The sequence below is a fragment of the Nocardia sp. NPDC020380 genome (assembly GCF_044386975.1).
In the GTDB taxonomy this organism is placed as follows: Bacteria; Actinomycetota; Actinomycetes; order Mycobacteriales; family Mycobacteriaceae; genus Nocardia.
On record NZ_JBIRVQ010000016.1, the window covers coordinates 127,840 to 144,562 of the forward strand.

The 16,723-nt window shown below is 69.3% G+C and carries 14 protein-coding genes; 9 read left to right on the forward strand and 5 right to left on the reverse strand.

Going from position 1 to position 16,723, the window contains the following annotated elements; genetic code table 11:
* Positions 1-167: 167 nt before the first annotated feature.
* The 5 genes from ACH438_RS36990 to ACH438_RS37010 all read right to left on the reverse strand — a co-directional run bounded on the left by ACH438_RS36990 (position 168) and on the right by ACH438_RS37010 (position 5,389).
* Positions 168-1,334: a glycosyltransferase gene (locus ACH438_RS36990; protein ID WP_397014108.1), complete on the reverse strand. Its 1,167-nt coding sequence runs from the start codon at positions 1,332-1,334 to the stop codon at positions 168-170.
* Positions 1,331-2,098 (reverse strand): LppM family (lipo)protein, encoded by a 768-nt coding sequence (locus tag ACH438_RS36995; RefSeq protein WP_397014110.1) that lies wholly within the window; start codon positions 2,096-2,098, stop codon positions 1,331-1,333. The genes ACH438_RS36990 and ACH438_RS36995 overlap by 4 nt, the downstream gene beginning before the upstream one ends.
* Before the next feature lie 3 nt (positions 2,099-2,101).
* Positions 2,102-2,890, reverse strand: a complete 789-nt coding sequence (locus ACH438_RS37000; protein WP_397014112.1) for a carotenoid biosynthesis protein — start codon at positions 2,888-2,890, stop codon at positions 2,102-2,104.
* A gap of 319 nt (positions 2,891-3,209) precedes the next feature.
* Complete coding sequence (locus ACH438_RS37005) at positions 3,210-4,781, reverse strand: phytoene desaturase family protein (RefSeq protein ID WP_397014114.1); 1,572 nt, start codon at positions 4,779-4,781, stop codon at positions 3,210-3,212.
* Positions 4,778-5,389, reverse strand: coding sequence for a GNAT family N-acetyltransferase (locus ACH438_RS37010; RefSeq protein WP_397014116.1), 612 nt, complete (start codon positions 5,387-5,389; stop codon positions 4,778-4,780). Before ACH438_RS37010 ends, ACH438_RS37005 begins: the two co-directional genes overlap by 4 nt.
* 259 nt (positions 5,390-5,648) lie before the next feature.
* Between ACH438_RS37010 and ACH438_RS37015 the strand changes: the two genes are divergently transcribed.
* The 9 genes from ACH438_RS37015 (at position 5,649) to mraY (ending at position 16,698) form a co-directional block, all read left to right on the forward strand.
* Complete coding sequence (locus ACH438_RS37015; protein WP_397014118.1) at positions 5,649-6,089, forward strand: SAV_6107 family HEPN domain-containing protein; 441 nt, start codon at positions 5,649-5,651, stop codon at positions 6,087-6,089.
* Between the two features lie 125 nt (positions 6,090-6,214).
* Positions 6,215-6,643 (forward strand): DUF3040 domain-containing protein, encoded by a 429-nt coding sequence (locus ACH438_RS37020; RefSeq protein WP_397014120.1) that lies wholly within the window; start codon positions 6,215-6,217, stop codon positions 6,641-6,643.
* A gap of 458 nt (positions 6,644-7,101) precedes the next feature.
* The gene (gene mraZ / locus ACH438_RS37025; protein ID WP_397014122.1) at positions 7,102-7,533 is read left to right on the forward strand and encodes a division/cell wall cluster transcriptional repressor MraZ; all 432 of its coding nucleotides are present in this window, start codon (positions 7,102-7,104) and stop codon (positions 7,531-7,533) included.
* A 184-nt stretch (positions 7,534-7,717) separates the two neighbouring features.
* The gene (rsmH, locus tag ACH438_RS37030) at positions 7,718-8,698 is read left to right on the forward strand and encodes a 16S rRNA (cytosine(1402)-N(4))-methyltransferase RsmH (protein ID WP_397014124.1); all 981 of its coding nucleotides are present in this window, start codon (positions 7,718-7,720) and stop codon (positions 8,696-8,698) included.
* Between the two features lie 466 nt (positions 8,699-9,164).
* On the forward strand, positions 9,165-10,151 hold the full coding sequence (locus ACH438_RS37035) for a hypothetical protein (RefSeq protein WP_397014126.1): 987 nt from the start codon (positions 9,165-9,167) through the stop codon (positions 10,149-10,151).
* Between the two features lie 115 nt (positions 10,152-10,266).
* Positions 10,267-12,243 carry a peptidoglycan D,D-transpeptidase FtsI family protein gene (locus tag ACH438_RS37040; RefSeq protein WP_397014128.1) on the forward strand — a complete coding sequence of 659 codons (1,977 nt, stop codon included), beginning with the start codon at positions 10,267-10,269 and terminating at the stop codon, positions 12,241-12,243.
* Positions 12,244-12,434: 191 nt separating this feature from the next.
* Positions 12,435-14,096 carry a UDP-N-acetylmuramoyl-L-alanyl-D-glutamate--2,6-diaminopimelate ligase gene (locus ACH438_RS37045; RefSeq protein ID WP_397014130.1) on the forward strand — a complete coding sequence of 554 codons (1,662 nt, stop codon included), beginning with the start codon at positions 12,435-12,437 and terminating at the stop codon, positions 14,094-14,096.
* Positions 14,093-15,625: a UDP-N-acetylmuramoyl-tripeptide--D-alanyl-D-alanine ligase gene (gene murF, locus ACH438_RS37050; protein WP_397014132.1), complete on the forward strand. Its 1,533-nt coding sequence runs from the start codon at positions 14,093-14,095 to the stop codon at positions 15,623-15,625. The genes ACH438_RS37045 and murF overlap by 4 nt, the downstream gene beginning before the upstream one ends.
* Positions 15,622-16,698, forward strand: a complete 1,077-nt coding sequence (gene mraY / locus ACH438_RS37055; RefSeq protein WP_397014134.1) for a phospho-N-acetylmuramoyl-pentapeptide-transferase — start codon at positions 15,622-15,624, stop codon at positions 16,696-16,698. Before murF ends, mraY begins: the two co-directional genes overlap by 4 nt.
* Positions 16,699-16,723 lie beyond the last annotated feature (25 nt).

The following is a 16,723-nucleotide window of genomic DNA, read 5'->3' on the forward strand; positions in this document are numbered from 1 at the left end:
GGTCGGCAACCGCGATGAGTAGGGTGCTCCCGACGGCGGCAGTGGCCCCAAATTGATCTGCGGACACTGCTTCCGGCGGCCGCGCGGGCGGCCTCCGCCGATCGTGCCGTCTTCCCGGGTCGCGTCCGGCCGATAAGTTACCCACAGGTGCATTCCCCGGGGTGCAGTCAGCAAACTGTGCTGATTGCCCGGCCCTTCCAGGTGAGGTCGCCGGTGCGGTGTGCGCGATGCGAGCGGGCCGACAGCCGCAGGTAGGCAGCGATGGAGACCGGATGTGCGAGCGCCGCAAGCGCATCCGCGCTGCTCAGGCCGCCGCCGGTCTCGGTCGACCGTGCCAGTAGTCGTGCGGCCACCGCTGTGGCGTATCCGGCCGCGCCGAGTCGTCGAATCCGGCCTCGGCCCAAGAGCATTGCGGCTGGCGGCGCCCAGAAGGCGAGGGTGGTGACCGCGCCCACCGCGAGACTTCCCGCGACACCGCCGTATGCCGACCAGAGCCAGCGGCTGTAGCCCTCGTCGAGTTCGCGGGAGCTTCGGTACATACGGGTGCGGGCCAAGTTTCCGCCGCCCACCAGCAGGGTTCGGTGGCCCGCGCGGCGTAGTGCCCGCGCGATCGCCAGGTCTTCGGCTACTTGATCGGCTACCGCCGCGTGGCCGCCGATGGCTCGATACTCGGCGGCGTCGAAGACCAGGAACTGCCCGCACGCCACCGCCATAGAGGACCGTGTGCTCCGATTTCCCACGGCCAGCGGCAGACTCGAAGCCCATGACCAGGCCAGCAATGGCTGGACCAGCGCCTCCGGCACGGTCTCGGCCAGTTGGGCGGGCCACGGGCAGACGAGTGCCGCCTGCTCCCGGCGCAATTCGTGGACCGCCGCGGCAATGGCTTCCGGATGCAGCCGGATGTCCGCGTCCAGGAACACGATGATCCCGGGATCGTCTCCGGTTGAGGCCAAGTCGGCCAGCCGGGCGCAGGCGGCGGTCTTCCCGGTCCACCCGGGCGGCGGGTCGATGTCGTTGCGCGCGAGGGTGAATCGTGGGTCGCCGTCGATGGCGGCATTCACGGCGGCGGGTGTGCCGTCGGTGGAGGCGTCGTCGAGGATGATCACTCGCAGCCGCGGAATGCCCTGCTGGGCGCGGAGATCGGCGATGAGGCCGGGGAGGCGTTCGGCTTCGTTGCGGGCGGGGAGGCAGATGGTGACGGGTTCGGTCACGGTCGGCGTCCCGGCCCGCAGTTGCCGCAGGCCGAGCCGATTGGCCAGTGCCACAGCGGCTCCGAGGCCGGCGAGGGCGGTGCCGGCCCGCACCGCGGTGTCGCGGATGCGGGCCCGGGTCACCTGCGGGTGTCTTGTTTGGGGCGGATCCAGCGGGCGGCGCGCACGTAGGCCGGCGGATCGGGGTTGCGGGTCATGTAGGCGAGCACCGCGACCACGGCCGCGACCGCGAGGGTGATGCCGCCGACGATGCCGGCCCAGCCGGCGAAGGACCGGGTGTTCGGGTCGGAGTAACCGCATTCCGCGTGCAGCGTGCTGACATCACCGGCGGGCAGTTTCCAGGTGACGACGGAGTCGCCGTCGCGGGTGCCGTTGGTGGTGGCCACGCGGGCCGGGAAGGCGACGGTGAACTGCACGTCGGAGCCTTGTACGGGCAGGCTCTTCAAATCGACGCGCCCGCTCAGGGTGACCAGGTCGCCGGATCGGTTGAACTGCAGGTTGAACAGGCCCGCGGTCTGGTCGGAGAGTCCGCCGAGCTGCTGTACCTCGCCGAAGGTGAGGTCGTCGAAGTAGACCTGGCTGCCGACGTACCCGTCCTGCGTGTACGGCTCGACCCGCACCTTGCTGGAGAGCTGTTCGGGCACCTTGAGTTCGGGTCCCTTGTCCTTGTCGTTCGCGGGTACGGCCGCGGCGATGATGCGCCCCGACACCCGGTCGTTGGACGAGACGCCCATCGACACCTGCACGCGCAGGCAGCCCGTCAGCATGACGGCGAGTCCCGCGAACAGCAGGGCCGCGACGACCCGTACCCATCGGCGCGGTAACCGCCGCACCGGCGGAGATTCGACCGTTTCGGCTGCGGGGGAGAGGCTCGGACTCGGCTGCACGGGTCACATGTTGCCATGGCCTCCGGGCCGCAGCGTGATTCGACGGGCTCGCAAGCCCAGAACCAGCGGAATCCCCAGCACTCCCAGCCCCGCGAACCCGTACCCCGCCGACACCGGCAGCCCGAGGAACACGGCATGCGCGAGCGCCGACCCGAGCCAGGTCCACAGGAACACCGCCACCGGCACCACCAACGCCTCGCGATTGTCAGGAGCCGTCCGATCCCACACCGCCAGCGCCCCCGCCATCACCGCCGACACTCCGAACCACCCCACATAATTCGTCACCGGAATCTCCGAGATCCCCGGCAGCCCCGCAATCCCCGAGCGCCACGTCCACTGCCCGTCCGCCACCATCTGCGAATCCAGGAACAGATCCCACCCGACCGCCCCGGCGGCGGTCAGCAGAACCCGCCCTCCCACACCGGAACTCAACAGCCCGGCCACAATCCACACCGGATACAACCCACCGGTCCAAGCCAGCGGCACCACCACCGGCACCCCCGAGATCTCGGCCCCCAACCGCCCGACCGCATAGTCATAGCTACCGAACGGCACTCCGGTCCGAGTCCCGATCACCTCGGCCGCCAACCCGATCCCCGACACGATCACCAGAAACCCCGCAGCCCACCGCGCCCCACGCGTCACCGCGGCATGCACCAGCGCGGTACCCGCCGACAACAACACCACCGCCACCGTCACCCGATCCCGCATCACCCCGTGCGTCAGCGGATACGTGATCTGCACGGCGATCAGCAAAACGGCCGGAACCGCCGCGATCCAGGTCCGAGTCATCGCAGCCCTTGTCCCGGCTGATGCCGAGGTGACCTGCGATGTCCCGCCCCGATTTCCACGGCTGCCGAACGAATCGGCGGGTCGCCTGTCGCGCCGATCCTCGCGACCTGCTGCGGCCGTTGCTGTCGCCGGCAGCGCTTCGCGCGATCCGGGGCGGCGTTCGGCGGCGTCCCGCTCGGTCGTGCCGTCGCGCCTCGCGGAATCCCGGTGCGGGCCGTCCGAGGTGCCGCGGCCTGTCGTGCCGCTGGCCGTGACGGAGCCCCCGGGTCTCTCGAACACCATTCCGCCACTGCCGGTTTCGGCCGGCGGTCGGCCCGTGTCAGCCACGTCGGAGCAGGGGTAGGCGGCGTCGGCGGAGGTCGCGGTCGACGAGGTGGGCGGCGGTGCGGCCGCTGGCGCCGGACACGCCGCCGCCCGGATGGGTGGAGGCGCCCGTGAGGTAGAGGCCGGGGGCGCCGGGGACGCGCTGGCCGGACAGTTCGGGGAGGGGCCGCCACATGAACATCTGGTCGATGGACATTTCGACGTGCATGACATTGCCGCCGAGCAGCCCCATCTCGCGTTCCAGGTCGGCGGGGGTCTGCACGTGGCGGTGCAGGATGGTGTCGGCGAAACCCGGTGCGTGGGTGTCGACTTCGGCGATGATGCGGTCGCCTTCGCGTTCCGCGTGATCGGCCCAGGAGCTGTCGTCGGCGAGTTTGTATGGATGCCATTGCGCCCACAGGGAGAGCTGGTGTTCATCGGCGGGCGCGATGCTCGGGTCGAGGGCGCTGAAGCTCATGGCCAGCACCACCGGGCGTGGCGGCAGTTCGCCGGCCAGTGCCGCGCCGTGCGCCTGCCGCAGTTGCCTGCGGTCGGTGACCAGCAGTTGGAGGCCGTTCGCGGATTCCGTTGCGGGCGCGCCGGGATACTGCGGCAGTGCGCTGGTTGCGGCGCGCACCACCATGCCGATGCCGGGCCCGACGCGGATGCGCCGCCGCCAGTCCGCCAGTCGTGCCGCGTCGAATCCGCCCGCTTCCAGCAGGTTCAGGGTGGTGAGAATGTGGGTGCCGGAGATCACGGTGTCCGCGTACAGGTTTCGCCCGCTCTCGGTGCGGACCTGCCAGCCCTTACCGGCCGAGCCGACGGAAACCACCGCGTCCCCGGCACTGACGGTCCCGCCGTCGGAGGCCAGCCGGGCCAGTAATGCGGTGGTCAGCGCCCCGCTGCCGCCGACCGCCCGCCCCGGCGGCAGCGTGTGCATGAGCGCCGCGAAGCCGACCATGGGCGCGGACCCGGGTTCGGACATGGGCGGCCCGGACTGCGCTCCCCACCAGGCCAGCGCCGCTTTCAGCCGTTCGTCGTCGAAATAACTGTCCAGCAGGGCGTCTCCGCTCTGCATCATTTCGCGGGATAGCGCGCTCGGCCCGCCGTTCGCGTCCATCCCCCAGAACGACCGGACGAGCCGGCCCGGTGCGGGTGATCCGGAGAAGGACCGCATGACCCGGGCCGTGCGCGGCCCCCAGACCTGCACGAATCGCCGGTAGGCGTCGGCATCGCGGACCCCGCAGGCGTCGGCGATGGAGGCACAGGTGCGGTCCACGTCCCGGTGGAAGACGATCGGCGGCAGGTGTGTGCCGGGCGGTGCGGGCGCGAAACCCCAAGGGTCGCAGTCGATATACCGCAGCCCGAAGCGTTCGAGTGCGAGTTCCTCGATGATCCCGGTGTGCCGGATCATGATGTGCGCGGAGGACCCGCGGTCCACCTTGTGCCCGGGGAACCGTTCGACGGTGGAGACCGCCCCGCCGAGCACCGTATCCCGTTCCAGTACTTCGACTTCGTGTCCGGCGCGGGCGAGATAGCAGGCGGCGACCAGCGCATTGTGGCCGGAGCCGAGGATCGCGACGGTCACAGCGGCAGCCGCCGCCCGAGCACCGCGAAGCGGCGGGTGTCGCCGGAGAAGATGAAATGCCTGACCACGTCGCCGAATCCCTGCCGCCGGTACAGTTTCCAGGCGCGATTGGCCTCGTGGTCGACCTCAGGGGTGGACAGCAGCACGGTTTTCTCGGGCCGGTTCTGCAGCAGCCGGGTGAGTAATATCTCGCCGATGCCGCGGCCCTGCGCGGAGGGGTGCACGTGTAACTCGGTGAGTTCGAAGTAGTCCGAGAGCAGATCGCGCGCAGCGTATTCGGGCCAGCCGGTGCGCCGCATGCCGCTGTACACCTGTTGATGCCACCACTGGTGGGGTGCGCCGTGATACCCGTAGGCGATGGCGACGATGGGCGCGGTGCGCAGGTCGAGCGTCCCGTCGTCATCGGGTAGGACGGCGGCCACGGACTGCCACCCGGGACGGGTGGTGTGTTCGGTCCACATGGGCGCGCGCTGGTGCTCGGTGCCGCGCGGGTAGTCCATGGCCGCGACGTAGACCGCGAGGGCGTCGTGCAACCGGGCGCGCAGGGTGGCGGCCGAGAAGTCGACCACGACGGGCGCGGGCGTGGTGTTCGGAGTGACGGCGGTCATCGGTTGGGCGCAGCTCTCCTTGGCACGGACGGATGAATTCGACAGTAATGCCCGCGGGCGGGCCGAACTTGTCGGTGGGTCTCCTTATATTCAAACCCAAGAGAATCCTTCGAATACCTGTTCGATCACTGTGACGGGCGAAATGCCTGGTGGATGCGATTCGTGGGGCGCCGCGGCACGAGAACCCGGCCTCACACTCCGGGACGGTCCCGGCGCCACCGCTGCAGCCGAATCGGGTGTGAGAGTGGGGAGGTACCCGATGTCCGGTACAACTGAACGCCCGAGCCACCCTGGCCGGGCAGGGGAATTACTGCGCCGCGCCGACGGTCTGCTCATGCAGTCCGCGGGGGAGAAGGACCCGTCGGAACGCTTCCGTACGGCCTATATTGCCGCGCTACGCGGTGCGGGCGCGGTGCTGGCGCTGACCGGCGCGGATCGCGCGCCCCGGGCGCGGTCCCGCAATGCCTGGGTCCTGATGCAGCGTGCGGCACCGGAATTCGTGATGTGGGCGGACTACTTCACGGGGCAGTCGGAGACCCGCGCGGCACTGGAGGCCGGATTGCCGCGGCCCATCGATGATCGACGCGCCGACGAGTTCGCTTCGCGGGTAGGCGCATTCCTGCACGACGTGGAGGATTTGCTCACAGCAGCGTCACGAGTCAAGCGCAGTACAGGGTGGGTTGCTGGAATGCTGGCCTGAGTATCGGCGAGTAGGTGGTAGCGCTCTGATCGAACTCGTATTATTGGTGGCAGACAGCCGCCAAGGCCGGCTATCCGTCGTCTACCCGGAGACGACCGCCACTACCTAGTGCCGGGGGAGGTACCGTGCCACTCTCCGAGCACGAGCAGCGCATGCTCGAACAGATCGAGAGCGCGCTCTATGCTGAGGATCCGAAGTTCGCCTCGACGGTTCGGGGCGGGCGGTTACGTTCTGCTACCGGCCGACGCAGATTCCAAGCGGCGGCCATGTTCGTCCTCGGTCTGTTCCTGCTGGTGGCCGGTATTGCCGCGCCGGTTTTGAAGCCGGGCGGTTTTCCGATCATCAGTCTGATCGGATTCTTGGTGATGTTCGGCGCCGGTCTGCTGTTGCTGATGGGTGGCCCCAAGATGCGTTCGGGTGCTGCTCGCAGCGCCGAAGGCTCTGCGGCGCCCGCCAGCGGCCCTGCTCCTCACCGCGGGAAGCAGCGCAAGACCGGCGGGTTCTCCGCCCGAATGGAGGATCGCTTCCGCAAGCGGTTCGAAGACGGGAACTGAGCGGCGCGGCCGTGCAGTCCGGTTCGCCGGGCGGCGCACGACGACCGATCATGAAGAACTAACTGAACCAACGCGACACGCCGTGGCGCCACACCGAATTCGGGTGTGGCGCCACGGCGTTTCTAGTTGGTGCGTGTTCGGCGTGTCGGAGTTCCCCCACTTTCCCCACCGTGCCCCACCCGGAAGCCCCACAACCACCCATGAACGCCTGAAATGGGCGCTATCTGCGGGTTTGCTGGCGGTTTCCGGGTGCTCTCCGCCGCGCGCCGCGCGTGTCGGGGAACTGCGAGAAATTGTCCCCACCCTGGTGATAGCTGGTGTGACCTGCGAAGTTCGCCAAGCGGGGACCGAGATCACCGCTGCTTTCGATTGAAAGTGGGGGAAAGTGGGGTAATGTGGAGCGCGCACTACAGGAGGCCGAACAGTCGAGAGGGTGATCCGGTAGGAGGTGTCGGGGCTTGTTTCTCGGTACCTATACCCCTCGACTGGACGACAAAGGGCGACTCACGTTGCCTGCGAAGTTCCGAGACGAGCTGGCGGGAGGGTTGATGGTCACGAAAGGTCAGGACCATAGCCTTGCCGTATATCCGAAGGATGAGTTCACCGCCTTAGCGCGGAGAGCTGCGGCAGCGTCCCGGAGCAACCCGCAGGCCCGCGCATTCGTCCGGGCCTTGGCGGCTTCCACCGATGAACAGCGTCCGGACGCCCAAGGCCGGATCGTCTTGTCGGCCGAGCACCGCCGCTACGCGGACCTGACGAAGGACTGCGTGGTGATCGGATCGGTCGACTTCCTCGAAATATGGGACAAGACGGCGTGGGATTCCTACCTCGCCGAGCACGAGGAGGATTACTCGCAGGCCCGAGACGAGTCGCTGGGCGGGATCTTCTAGCCCGCAGCGAGGCGAGTGCCCTGCGGCCTCTGCCCGACACCGACCCTGACGTACTTCCCCAACGCCAGGTGCGGTGCTTCGGTCAGAGACCACGGGGCATTCGCCACCGATTTGGAGTCCGAATCGCAAGCGACCCGTGTGTGGCCGTGCGAACGAATGTGAAGGCAGGATACGGGAGGTCGAGGTGCACCGTAACAGTGACGGTCCCCGCCATGTTCCGGTCCTCCTCCATCGAGCAGACGAAATCCTCGGTCCCGCACTGCATTCCGAAGGCGCCGTCTATCTCGACTGCACGCTCGGTCTCGGCGGTCACGCCGAATACTTCCTGCGGACCTATCCGAACATCCGCCTGGTCGGGCTGGACCGCGACACCAACGCGCTGGAACTGGCGGGTGAGCGACTAAGCCCTTTCGCGGACCGGATCACCCTGGTGCACACCAGGTATGACGGCATTCCCGCCGCGCTCGAGCAGGCCGGATTACCCGAGAAGGGTTCGGTCAGCGCCATTCTCATGGACCTGGGCGTGTCCTCCATGCAGCTGGACGAGGCCGATCGCGGCTTCGCCTACTCCGTGGACGCACCGCTCGACATGCGCATGGATCCGAGTACCGGTCCTACCGCCGCCGATGTCCTCAATACCTACAGCCACGGCGATCTCGCCCGGGTGCTGAAGGTCTACGGCGAGGAGCGCTTCGCGGGCAAGATCGCCTCCGAAGTGCTGCGCCGGCGCCAGAAGACGCCGTTCACCACCAGCGCCCAGCTGGTGGAACTGCTCTACGCCACCATTCCCGCCGCCGCCCGCCGCACCGGCGGGCACCCCGCCAAGCGCACCTTCCAGGCGCTGCGCGTCGAAGTGAACCGCGAACTGGAATCCCTGGAAGCCGCCATGCCCGCGGCCCTGGACGCGCTCGCCCCCGGCGGCCGCATCGTGGTCATGAGCTACCAGTCCCTCGAGGACCGCGTGGTCAAGGCCGAACTCGCCAAGCGCACGGCCTCCCGCACCCCCCTGGACCTGCCGGTCGAACTCCCCGGCATGGGCCCGGAATTCAAGATCCTCACCCGCGGCGCCGAGAAGGCGACCGAGCAGGAGATCGAAGACAACCCGCGCGCCGCCCCCGTCCGCATGCGCGCCGCCGAACGGATCTCCGAGGAGACCACGCCATGAGGCCGGCCTCGGCCCCCCGCGCGAGAACCCTCGCCCGGGGCGATGACCCGAAGCCGACCCCGGTCCGCCGCGCGGGGACCCCGGCCGGCGGCGAAGCCTGCAAGCCGGACGCGAGCCGCGGCCCCGGCCGGCCCGCACGGCACGACCACCCGGGGGCCGATCTGCGGATCCACGCCGGAAGGCCTGCGCGAGGCAGCTATTCGAGGTGGAACTCGGTGTACTTCGGCCGGACGATCACTGGACGGTGCGACCCGGGGCGGGCACGAGCGGATTTCGGCGGGACGGTCGTCGGGGCCGGTTGGCCGGGGCGAGCCGGTATAGATTTCGGCGGCCTGCCGGTCGGCGGCGGTGACCTGGGGCGGGTCGCCGGGAGAGTTGATCGTAGGGGAGGAGCAGCGGTGCTGGAGGCTCGAAGGGCCGGGGTGGGTTCGTGGCGGGCGGGGATCCGCCGGGGCGGGGCCGCCCTATGACGATTCGGACACAGGTGGCGAACCGGGGGGCGCGCCGGGTGCAGGCCGCGGAACGCGTGAAAACCGGTGCGGCGCAACGCGCCTATGCCAAGCGGCGGAACCGGGAGGGGCGCAGCGAGCTGCCCGGGGTGCGGCGCGGCCGGCGCAGTCAGTCGGTGCCGCGCGGGCGGATGTCGTTCGTGGCCACCATTATCGCGTTGCTGGGCTGCGGTCTGGCCCTCACCTTGTTGCTCACCACCCGCGCCACCGAGGACAGCTATCAGCTGGGTGATGCGCGCCGCGCCAACCAGCAGCTCTCCGATGAGCGGGACGCCCTCCAGCGTGAGGTGGCCTCGGCCGACTCCGCTCCCGAACTGGCCAAGCGCGCAGCCGAACTCGGCATGATCCCGGCCAAGGATCCGGCCCGCCTGTTGGTGGGCCCGGACGGTCAGGTCACCGTGGTCGGCAATCCGCAGCCCGCCCAGGGCGCGCCCGCCCCGCCCCTCAACACCACCCCGCCCCTCCCGTCGGCGCAGCCGCACATCCCGGCCCAGGGCGAACGCGTGGTCCCCGTGACCACCACCCCCAACCCCCCGCCGACCACCGTCGCGAACCCGGCCCCGGCCAACCCGGCCCAGCCCCCGGCTCCGCCGGCCGCGAACCTGGCCCAGCCGGCCGCGAATCCGGCGCAGCCGCAGGCGAACCCGGTCGCGCCCGCCCCGAACGGGCAGGCCCCGGCCAACCCGGCGCAGCCGGCCGCCAACGGCCAGCCGCCCGCGAATCCGGCCCCGGCGAATACCGTTCCGCCGCAGCAGAATCCGGCTCCGGTCAACCCGGTCCAGGCGCCCGTGAATTCGCCGCAGCCGGATCCGGCGCAAGCGCAGCAGAATCCGGCGCAGGCCCCGGTAAGCCCGGCGCCTGCCCCGGCGAATCCGCCCCAAGATCCGCAGAATCCGGCTCAGCCGCAGAATCCGCAGGTCCAAGCGAACGGGACCCCTCGATGATCCTGCGTATGCCGCCGTCTGCCACCACGAGTCGCCGCGCCTGCTGGGCGGCGACGGCCGGGGTGAATCCGGCTGCGGCTGTGTGGGATCGGCGGCTGTCGAATGGAGTGCCGCAATGAGTCCTTCCCGCGCGGGGCGCGGGCGGGATGTGGGGCGGGCTCGGAACGATTCGGCTCGGGCTCGGGCCAATGCCGGGCGGGGGCGGGCGAGTGCTGCTCGGTCGGGGTCCGGGCGGCCGGGGCGGGCCGGGTCGGGGCCGGGGCGGCAGGCTCGGGCTCGGGTGGCTTCGGGGATGGATTGGTCTACTCGGTTCAGGTTCGGGGCCGGGCGGTTCGTGATGTTGGTGGCGCTTTTGGTCGCCGGTGCGCAGTTGTTGTGGATCCAGAGTGTGGCCGCGCCGAAGTTGTCGGCGCAGGCGGCGGATCAGCGGACCGTGAAGTTGACGGATCAGGCGACGCGCGGGCCTATCACGGATCGGTACGGCCGGTCGCTGGCGTTCACGATTGCGGCTGAAGAGTTGACGTTTCAGCCGATCAAGGTGCGCAAGGATCTGTCGGACGCGCACGAGAAGAAGCCGACCGCGCCGACCGTCGATGATCGGCTGCAGGCCATTGCCAAATACATTCATGACAAGCTCGGCAAGGATGCGCCCGAGAAAGACGTGCTCACCAAGCTGAAGAGCGATGAGCCGTTCGTGTATCTGGCGCGCAATGTGGATCCGCGCGTGGCCGACGATATCAACCTGCAGTTCAACGAGGTCGGTGTCGAGCGCAAGGATATGCGCGAATACCCGGGTGGTTCGCTGGCCGCCAATGTGATCGGCGCGACCGGCTGGGACGGGCACGGTCAGATCGGCCTGGAGTCCTCGATGGACGCCCTGCTGGCCGGTTCGGACGGTTCCATGACCTACGACCGCGGCTCCGACGGCGCGGTCATCCCGGGTTCGTGGCGTGACCGCCAGCCCGCGGTGAACGGCAATGGCGTGGAGCTGACGCTGGATTCGGATCTGCAGTACTACGTGCAGCAGCAGGTGCAGCAGGCCAAGGATATGTCCGGCGCGCAGGCGGCGTCGGCGGTGGTGCTGGACGCGCACACCGGTCAGGTGCTGGCCATGGCCAACAATTCGACCTTCAATCCGCAACTGGGACCGCAGTATTGGTCCTCCTCGGACCTCGGCAACCCGTCGGTGCAGGAGGTGTTCGAGCCCGGTTCGGTCAACAAGATCGTGACCGCGGCCGCCTCCATCGAGTACGGCCTCACCACTCCCGATGAGGTGCACCAGGTTCCGGGCAGTATCTATATGGGTGGCGTGACCGTGCACGACGCCTGGGAGCACGGCGTCGCCCCCTACACCACGACCGGCATCTTCGGTAAGTCCTCGAACGTCGGCACCCTGATGCTGGCGCAGCGGGTCGGCGAAGACCGCTGGTTCGATCTGGCCAAGAAGTTCGGTATCGGCCAGCGCACCGGGGTGGGCCTGCCGGGTGAGAGCGCGGGCGTGCTGCCCGCCCGCGACCAGTGGTCAGGTTCCACCTTCGCGAACCTGCCCATCGGCCAGGGCCTCTCGATGACGACCCTGCAGATGACCTCCATGTATCAGGCCATCGCCAATGACGGCGTGCGGATTCCGCCGCGCATCGTGAAGGCGCGGGTCGCTCCGGACGGCACCCGCACCACGGAGGATCAGCCGGACGGTATCCGGGTGGTGAGCGCGCAGACCGCGCAGACGCTGCGGCAGATGTTCCAGGCGATCGTGCAGAAGGATCCGCGCGGTATCCAGTCCGGTACCGGTACTCCCGCGGCCATCGACGGCTATCAGATCGCAGGTAAGACCGGTACCGCGCAGCAGATCGATCAGGCGTGTCACTGCTATTCCAGTGACCGTTACTGGATCACCTTCGCGGGCATGGCCCCCGCCGACAATCCGCGCTATGTGATCGGCCTGATGCTGGACGCGCCGGTGCGCAGCTCCGACGGGAGTGGCGGCGGGTCGGCCGCGCCGCTGTTCCACAGCATCGCTTCCTGGGCTTTACAGCGGGATCGGGTGCCGCCGTCGCCGCCCGCCAAACCATTGATTCTGCAGGCGAGTTAGACCGATTCTGCAGGCGAGTCAGAGCAAGGAACGAGTGGACGTGACGTACACCGCGCCCGGCGCGCGCACCGGCGACTGACCGAACGCCGCCGTGCCGCGAGCGCGGCGATCGAACACAGGTAACCTGACTCGTCGATCCGAGTCCTCCAGACCGGATTCCACATACCGACCACATCCCGGAGAGGAGCTTCGTGCCCGCGCAGTCGCCTTCGCGAAGCGGAGATACGACAGAGCCCCAGGTGCTTCGGCCCGCCCACCCCCCGGCGACCGCCCTGCGCACGGTGGCAGAGCTCACGGGCGCGCGCCTCGCCCAGCCGGCCGGCTCGCTCGACGAGGTGCAGGTCACCGGTATCGAGCAGCGGTCGAACGCGGTGCAGCCGGGTGATCTGTTCGCGGGCCTGGCCGGTGCGCATGCGCACGGCGCGCGTTTCGCCGCCGATGCGGTGGCGCGGGGCGCGGTGGCGGTGCTGACCGATCCGGCGGGAGTCGAGCTGCTCGGCGGGATCGGCGTTCCGGTGCTGGTGCACGAGGCGCCGCGTGCGGTGCTGGGCGAACTGTCGTCGGCGCTCTACGGTGATCCGTCCCGCAAACTGCGCATCATCGGCATCACCGGCACTTCGGGCAAAACCACCACCTCGTACCTGGTCGAGACCGGTCTGGCGGCGGGCGGTTTCCGCACCGCGCTGATCGGCACCATCGAGACCCGGATCGGCGGCCACCGCGTCCCGTCCGCGCTCACCACGCCCGAGGCCCCGCAACTGCATGCCATGTTCGCGCTCATGGTGGAGCAGGGCGTGCAGGCCGTGGTCATGGAGGTATCCAGCCACGCCCTCGCGCTGGGCCGCGTCGACGGCGTGCATTTCACGGTGGGCGCGTTCACGAACCTCTCCCAGGATCACCTCGACTTCCACCGCGATTTCGAGGACTACTACGCCGCCAAGCGCCGCCTGTTCATTCCGGACGGCCCGCAGAGCGCGGCCTCGGCCCGCCCGGCGGTGGCCGCGGACCGCGCGGTCGTCTGCGTCGATGACGAGTGGGGCCGCCGCCTGGCCGCCGAGATCGCCGGAACCGGCACGGCCCCTGCGCAATTGGTGACCGTGGCCACCACGCCCGGCACGCAGGCGGACTGGACCGCCACCTCGGTCATGGCCGGTATCGCGATCCAAGAGTTCACCGCGTCGGGGGCCGGTGTGAATCTGGATGTCCGGCTGCGGCTTCCGGGTGCGTACAACATCGCCAACGGACTGCTGGCGGTCGCGGTGTGCGCGGCGGCGGGCGCCGATGCCGCCGTCGCGGCGGCGGCGCTGGCCGAGGTGGATGTGCCGGGCCGGATGCAGCGGGTCGACGCGGGGCAGGAGTTCCTGGCTGTGGTGGACTACGCGCACAAGCCCGCGGCCATCGAATCGGTGGTCGTGACACTGCGCGCACTGCTGGCCGATCAGGGCCTGCGCGGTGCGCCGGAAGGACGTTTGGCGGTAGTGGTCGGCGCGGGCGGTGACCGTGATGCCGGGAAGCGTCCCCTGATGGGCGCGGCCGGGGCACGCGGGGCCGACCTGCTGATCATCACCGATGACAATCCGCGCAGCGAGGATCCGGCGGCCATTCGCGCCGCGGTCCGGGCCGGCGCCGAAGCGGTGCCGGCGAGTGAGCGCGGAACGGTCCGGGAGATCGGGGACCGGGCGGCCGCGATCGGAGCCGCAGTCGACTGGGCGCAGCCCGGCGACGTGGTCCTGGTGGCGGGCAAGGGACATGAGACAGGGCAGGAGATCGCTGGCGTGAAGCATCCGTTCGACGACCGAGAGGTGCTGGCGGCAGCGCTGTCCCGAAAGACGAGGGACCTGACGCATTCATGATCGAGATGACACTGCGGGAGATCGCGGACATCGTGGGCGGCACGCTGCACGATGTCCCGGACCCCGAAGCGAAGGTCACCGGGACGGCCGAATTCGATTCGCGCCGTATCGGTTCCGGTGACCTGTTCCTGGCCTTGCCGGGTGAGCGCGTGGACGGCCATGATTTCGCCGCCCGCGCGGTCGCTCAGGGCGCGACGGCGGTGCTGGCCGCCCGTCCGGTGGGCGTGCCCGCCGTCGTGGTCGAGCCGCGCGTCGGCAATACCCGCGCCATCGCACTGGCACACGATGCCGACGGATCCGGGGCCGCGGTCCTCGATGCGCTCGCCAAGCTGGCTCGCGCCAGCGTGGACCGCCTGGTGGCGGCCGGCGGGCTCACCGTGGTCGGCGTGACCGGTTCCTCGGGCAAGACCTCCACCAAGGATCTCCTCGCCGCCGTGCTGGCGCCGCTGGGATCCGTTGTGGCCCCGCCGGGTTCGTTCAACAACGAGCTCGGCCATCCCTGGACCGCGCTGCGCGCCGACGCCTCGACCCGTTTCCTGGTGCTGGAGCTGTCCGCGCGCGGGCCGGGACATATCAAGGCGCTCACCGAGATCGCCCCGCCGAGCGTCGGTGTGGTGCTGAACGTGGGCACCGCGCACCTGGGCGAGTTCGGCACCCGCGAGGTCATCGCGCAGACCAAAGGTGAACTGGTGGAAGCGCTTCCGGCCACGGGGCTGGCGGTGCTCAATCTCGACGATCACCTGGTCGCCGGTATGGCCCATCGCACGCATGCCCGCGTGGTGACGGTCGGTCAGGCCGCCAATGCCGAGGTGCGCGCCACCGATGTGACGCTCGACGAGCAGGCCCGTGCGCGATTCACGTTGCACGCCAACGGCGGCAGCGTCGAGGTGCAGCTGGCCGTGCACGGTGAGCATCAGGTCGGCAATGCCCTCTCGGCCGCCGCGGTGGCCCTGCACCAGGGCGCGGATCTCGCGACGGTCGCGCAGGCGTTGTCCGGTGCGCACGCGGCCTCCGCGCGCCGCATGGACGTGCGGACCCGCGCGGACGGCGTCACCGTGGTCAACGACTCCTACAACGCCAACCCGGATTCCGTGCGTGCCGCGTTGAAGGCGCTGGTCACCATGGCGAAGTCGGGCGACACGCCGCGCCGCAGCTGGGCGGTGCTGGGTGAAATGGGCGAGCTGGGTGAAGAATCCGTGCTCGAACACGACAAGATCGGCCGCCTGGTGGTGCGCCTGGATGTGGATCAGCTCATCGTGGTCGGCGCGGGCCGTCCGGTGCGCGCCCTGTTCCAGGGCGCCGTGCAGGAGGGTTCCTGGGGCGAGGAGGCGATCCATGTGCCGGATATCGCCGCCGCCGTCGAACTGCTGGACGAAGAGTTGACGCCGGGCGACGTGGTGCTGGTGAAAGCGTCCAAGTCCGTGGGGCTGTGGGCGGTCGCCGAGCATCTGACCGCCGCCACCGTGCCCGCCGAAGGAGCCGCAGTGCAGTCCCCGGAGAGCGCCACAGCGCAGGAGGCCGCGCGATGACCCAGATTCTGTTGTCGGCCGCGATCGCGCTGGCCGTCTCGATCCTGTTGACGCCCGTCGTCATCCGCTATTTCGCCCGGCAGGGCTTCGGCCAGGAGATCCGGGTCGACGGCCCGGAGAGCCACAAGGCCAAGCGCGGCACCCCGACCATGGGTGGCGTCGCCATCCTGATCGGCATGTGGGCCGGTTACCTGGGCTCGCACCTGATTTCGATGACCTACGGCGAGCCGGGTCCGTCCGCGTCGGGTCTGCTGGTGATGGGCCTGGCCACCGCGCTCGGCATGGTCGGCTTCCTGGACGATCTGATCAAGCTGCGCAAGGGCCGCAATCTGGGCCTGACCGCGGCCGGTAAGTACATCGGCCAGCTGTCGGCGGCCATCGTGTTCGGTGTGCTGGCACTGCAGTTCCGCAATGTCAACGGCCTCACCCCGGCGAGCAAGCATCTCTCGTACACCCGTGACATCACCACGGTGTCCATGGGTGTGGTGATCTTCCTGGCGTGGGTCTGCCTGCTGGTGGTGGCGTGGTCGAACGCGGTGAACCTGACCGACGGACTGGACGGTCTCGCGGCCGGTTCCATGAGCCTGGTGCTGGGCGCGTACATGATCATCACCTTCTGGCAGTGGCGCAATGCCTGCTCCACGCATCCGGAGGCGGGCTGCTACAACGTGCGCGACCCCCTCGATCTGGCGCTGGTGTGCGCGGCGGGTGGCGCGGCGTGTATCGGATTCCTCTGGTGGAACGCCTCTCCGGCGAAGATCTTCATGGGCGACACCGGTTCGCTGGCATTGGGCGGGTTGCTGGCGGGCCTGTCCATCACCACCCGCACCGAGCTGCTGATGGTCGTGCTGGGCGCGCTGTTCGTGGCCGAGACCGCGTCGGTGGTGCTGCAGGTGGCGGTGTTCCGCACCACGCGTAATCGATTGTTCAAGATGGCGCCGTTCCATCACCACTTCGAATTGAGTGGCTGGGCGGAAACCACGGTGATCATACGGTTCTGGCTATTGGCCGGGATGGCTTCGGCCGTCGGCCTTGGCTTGTTCTACAGCGAATATCTGTCCGCGGTCGGGTGATAGGTCGATGGTCGAACATTCTCCG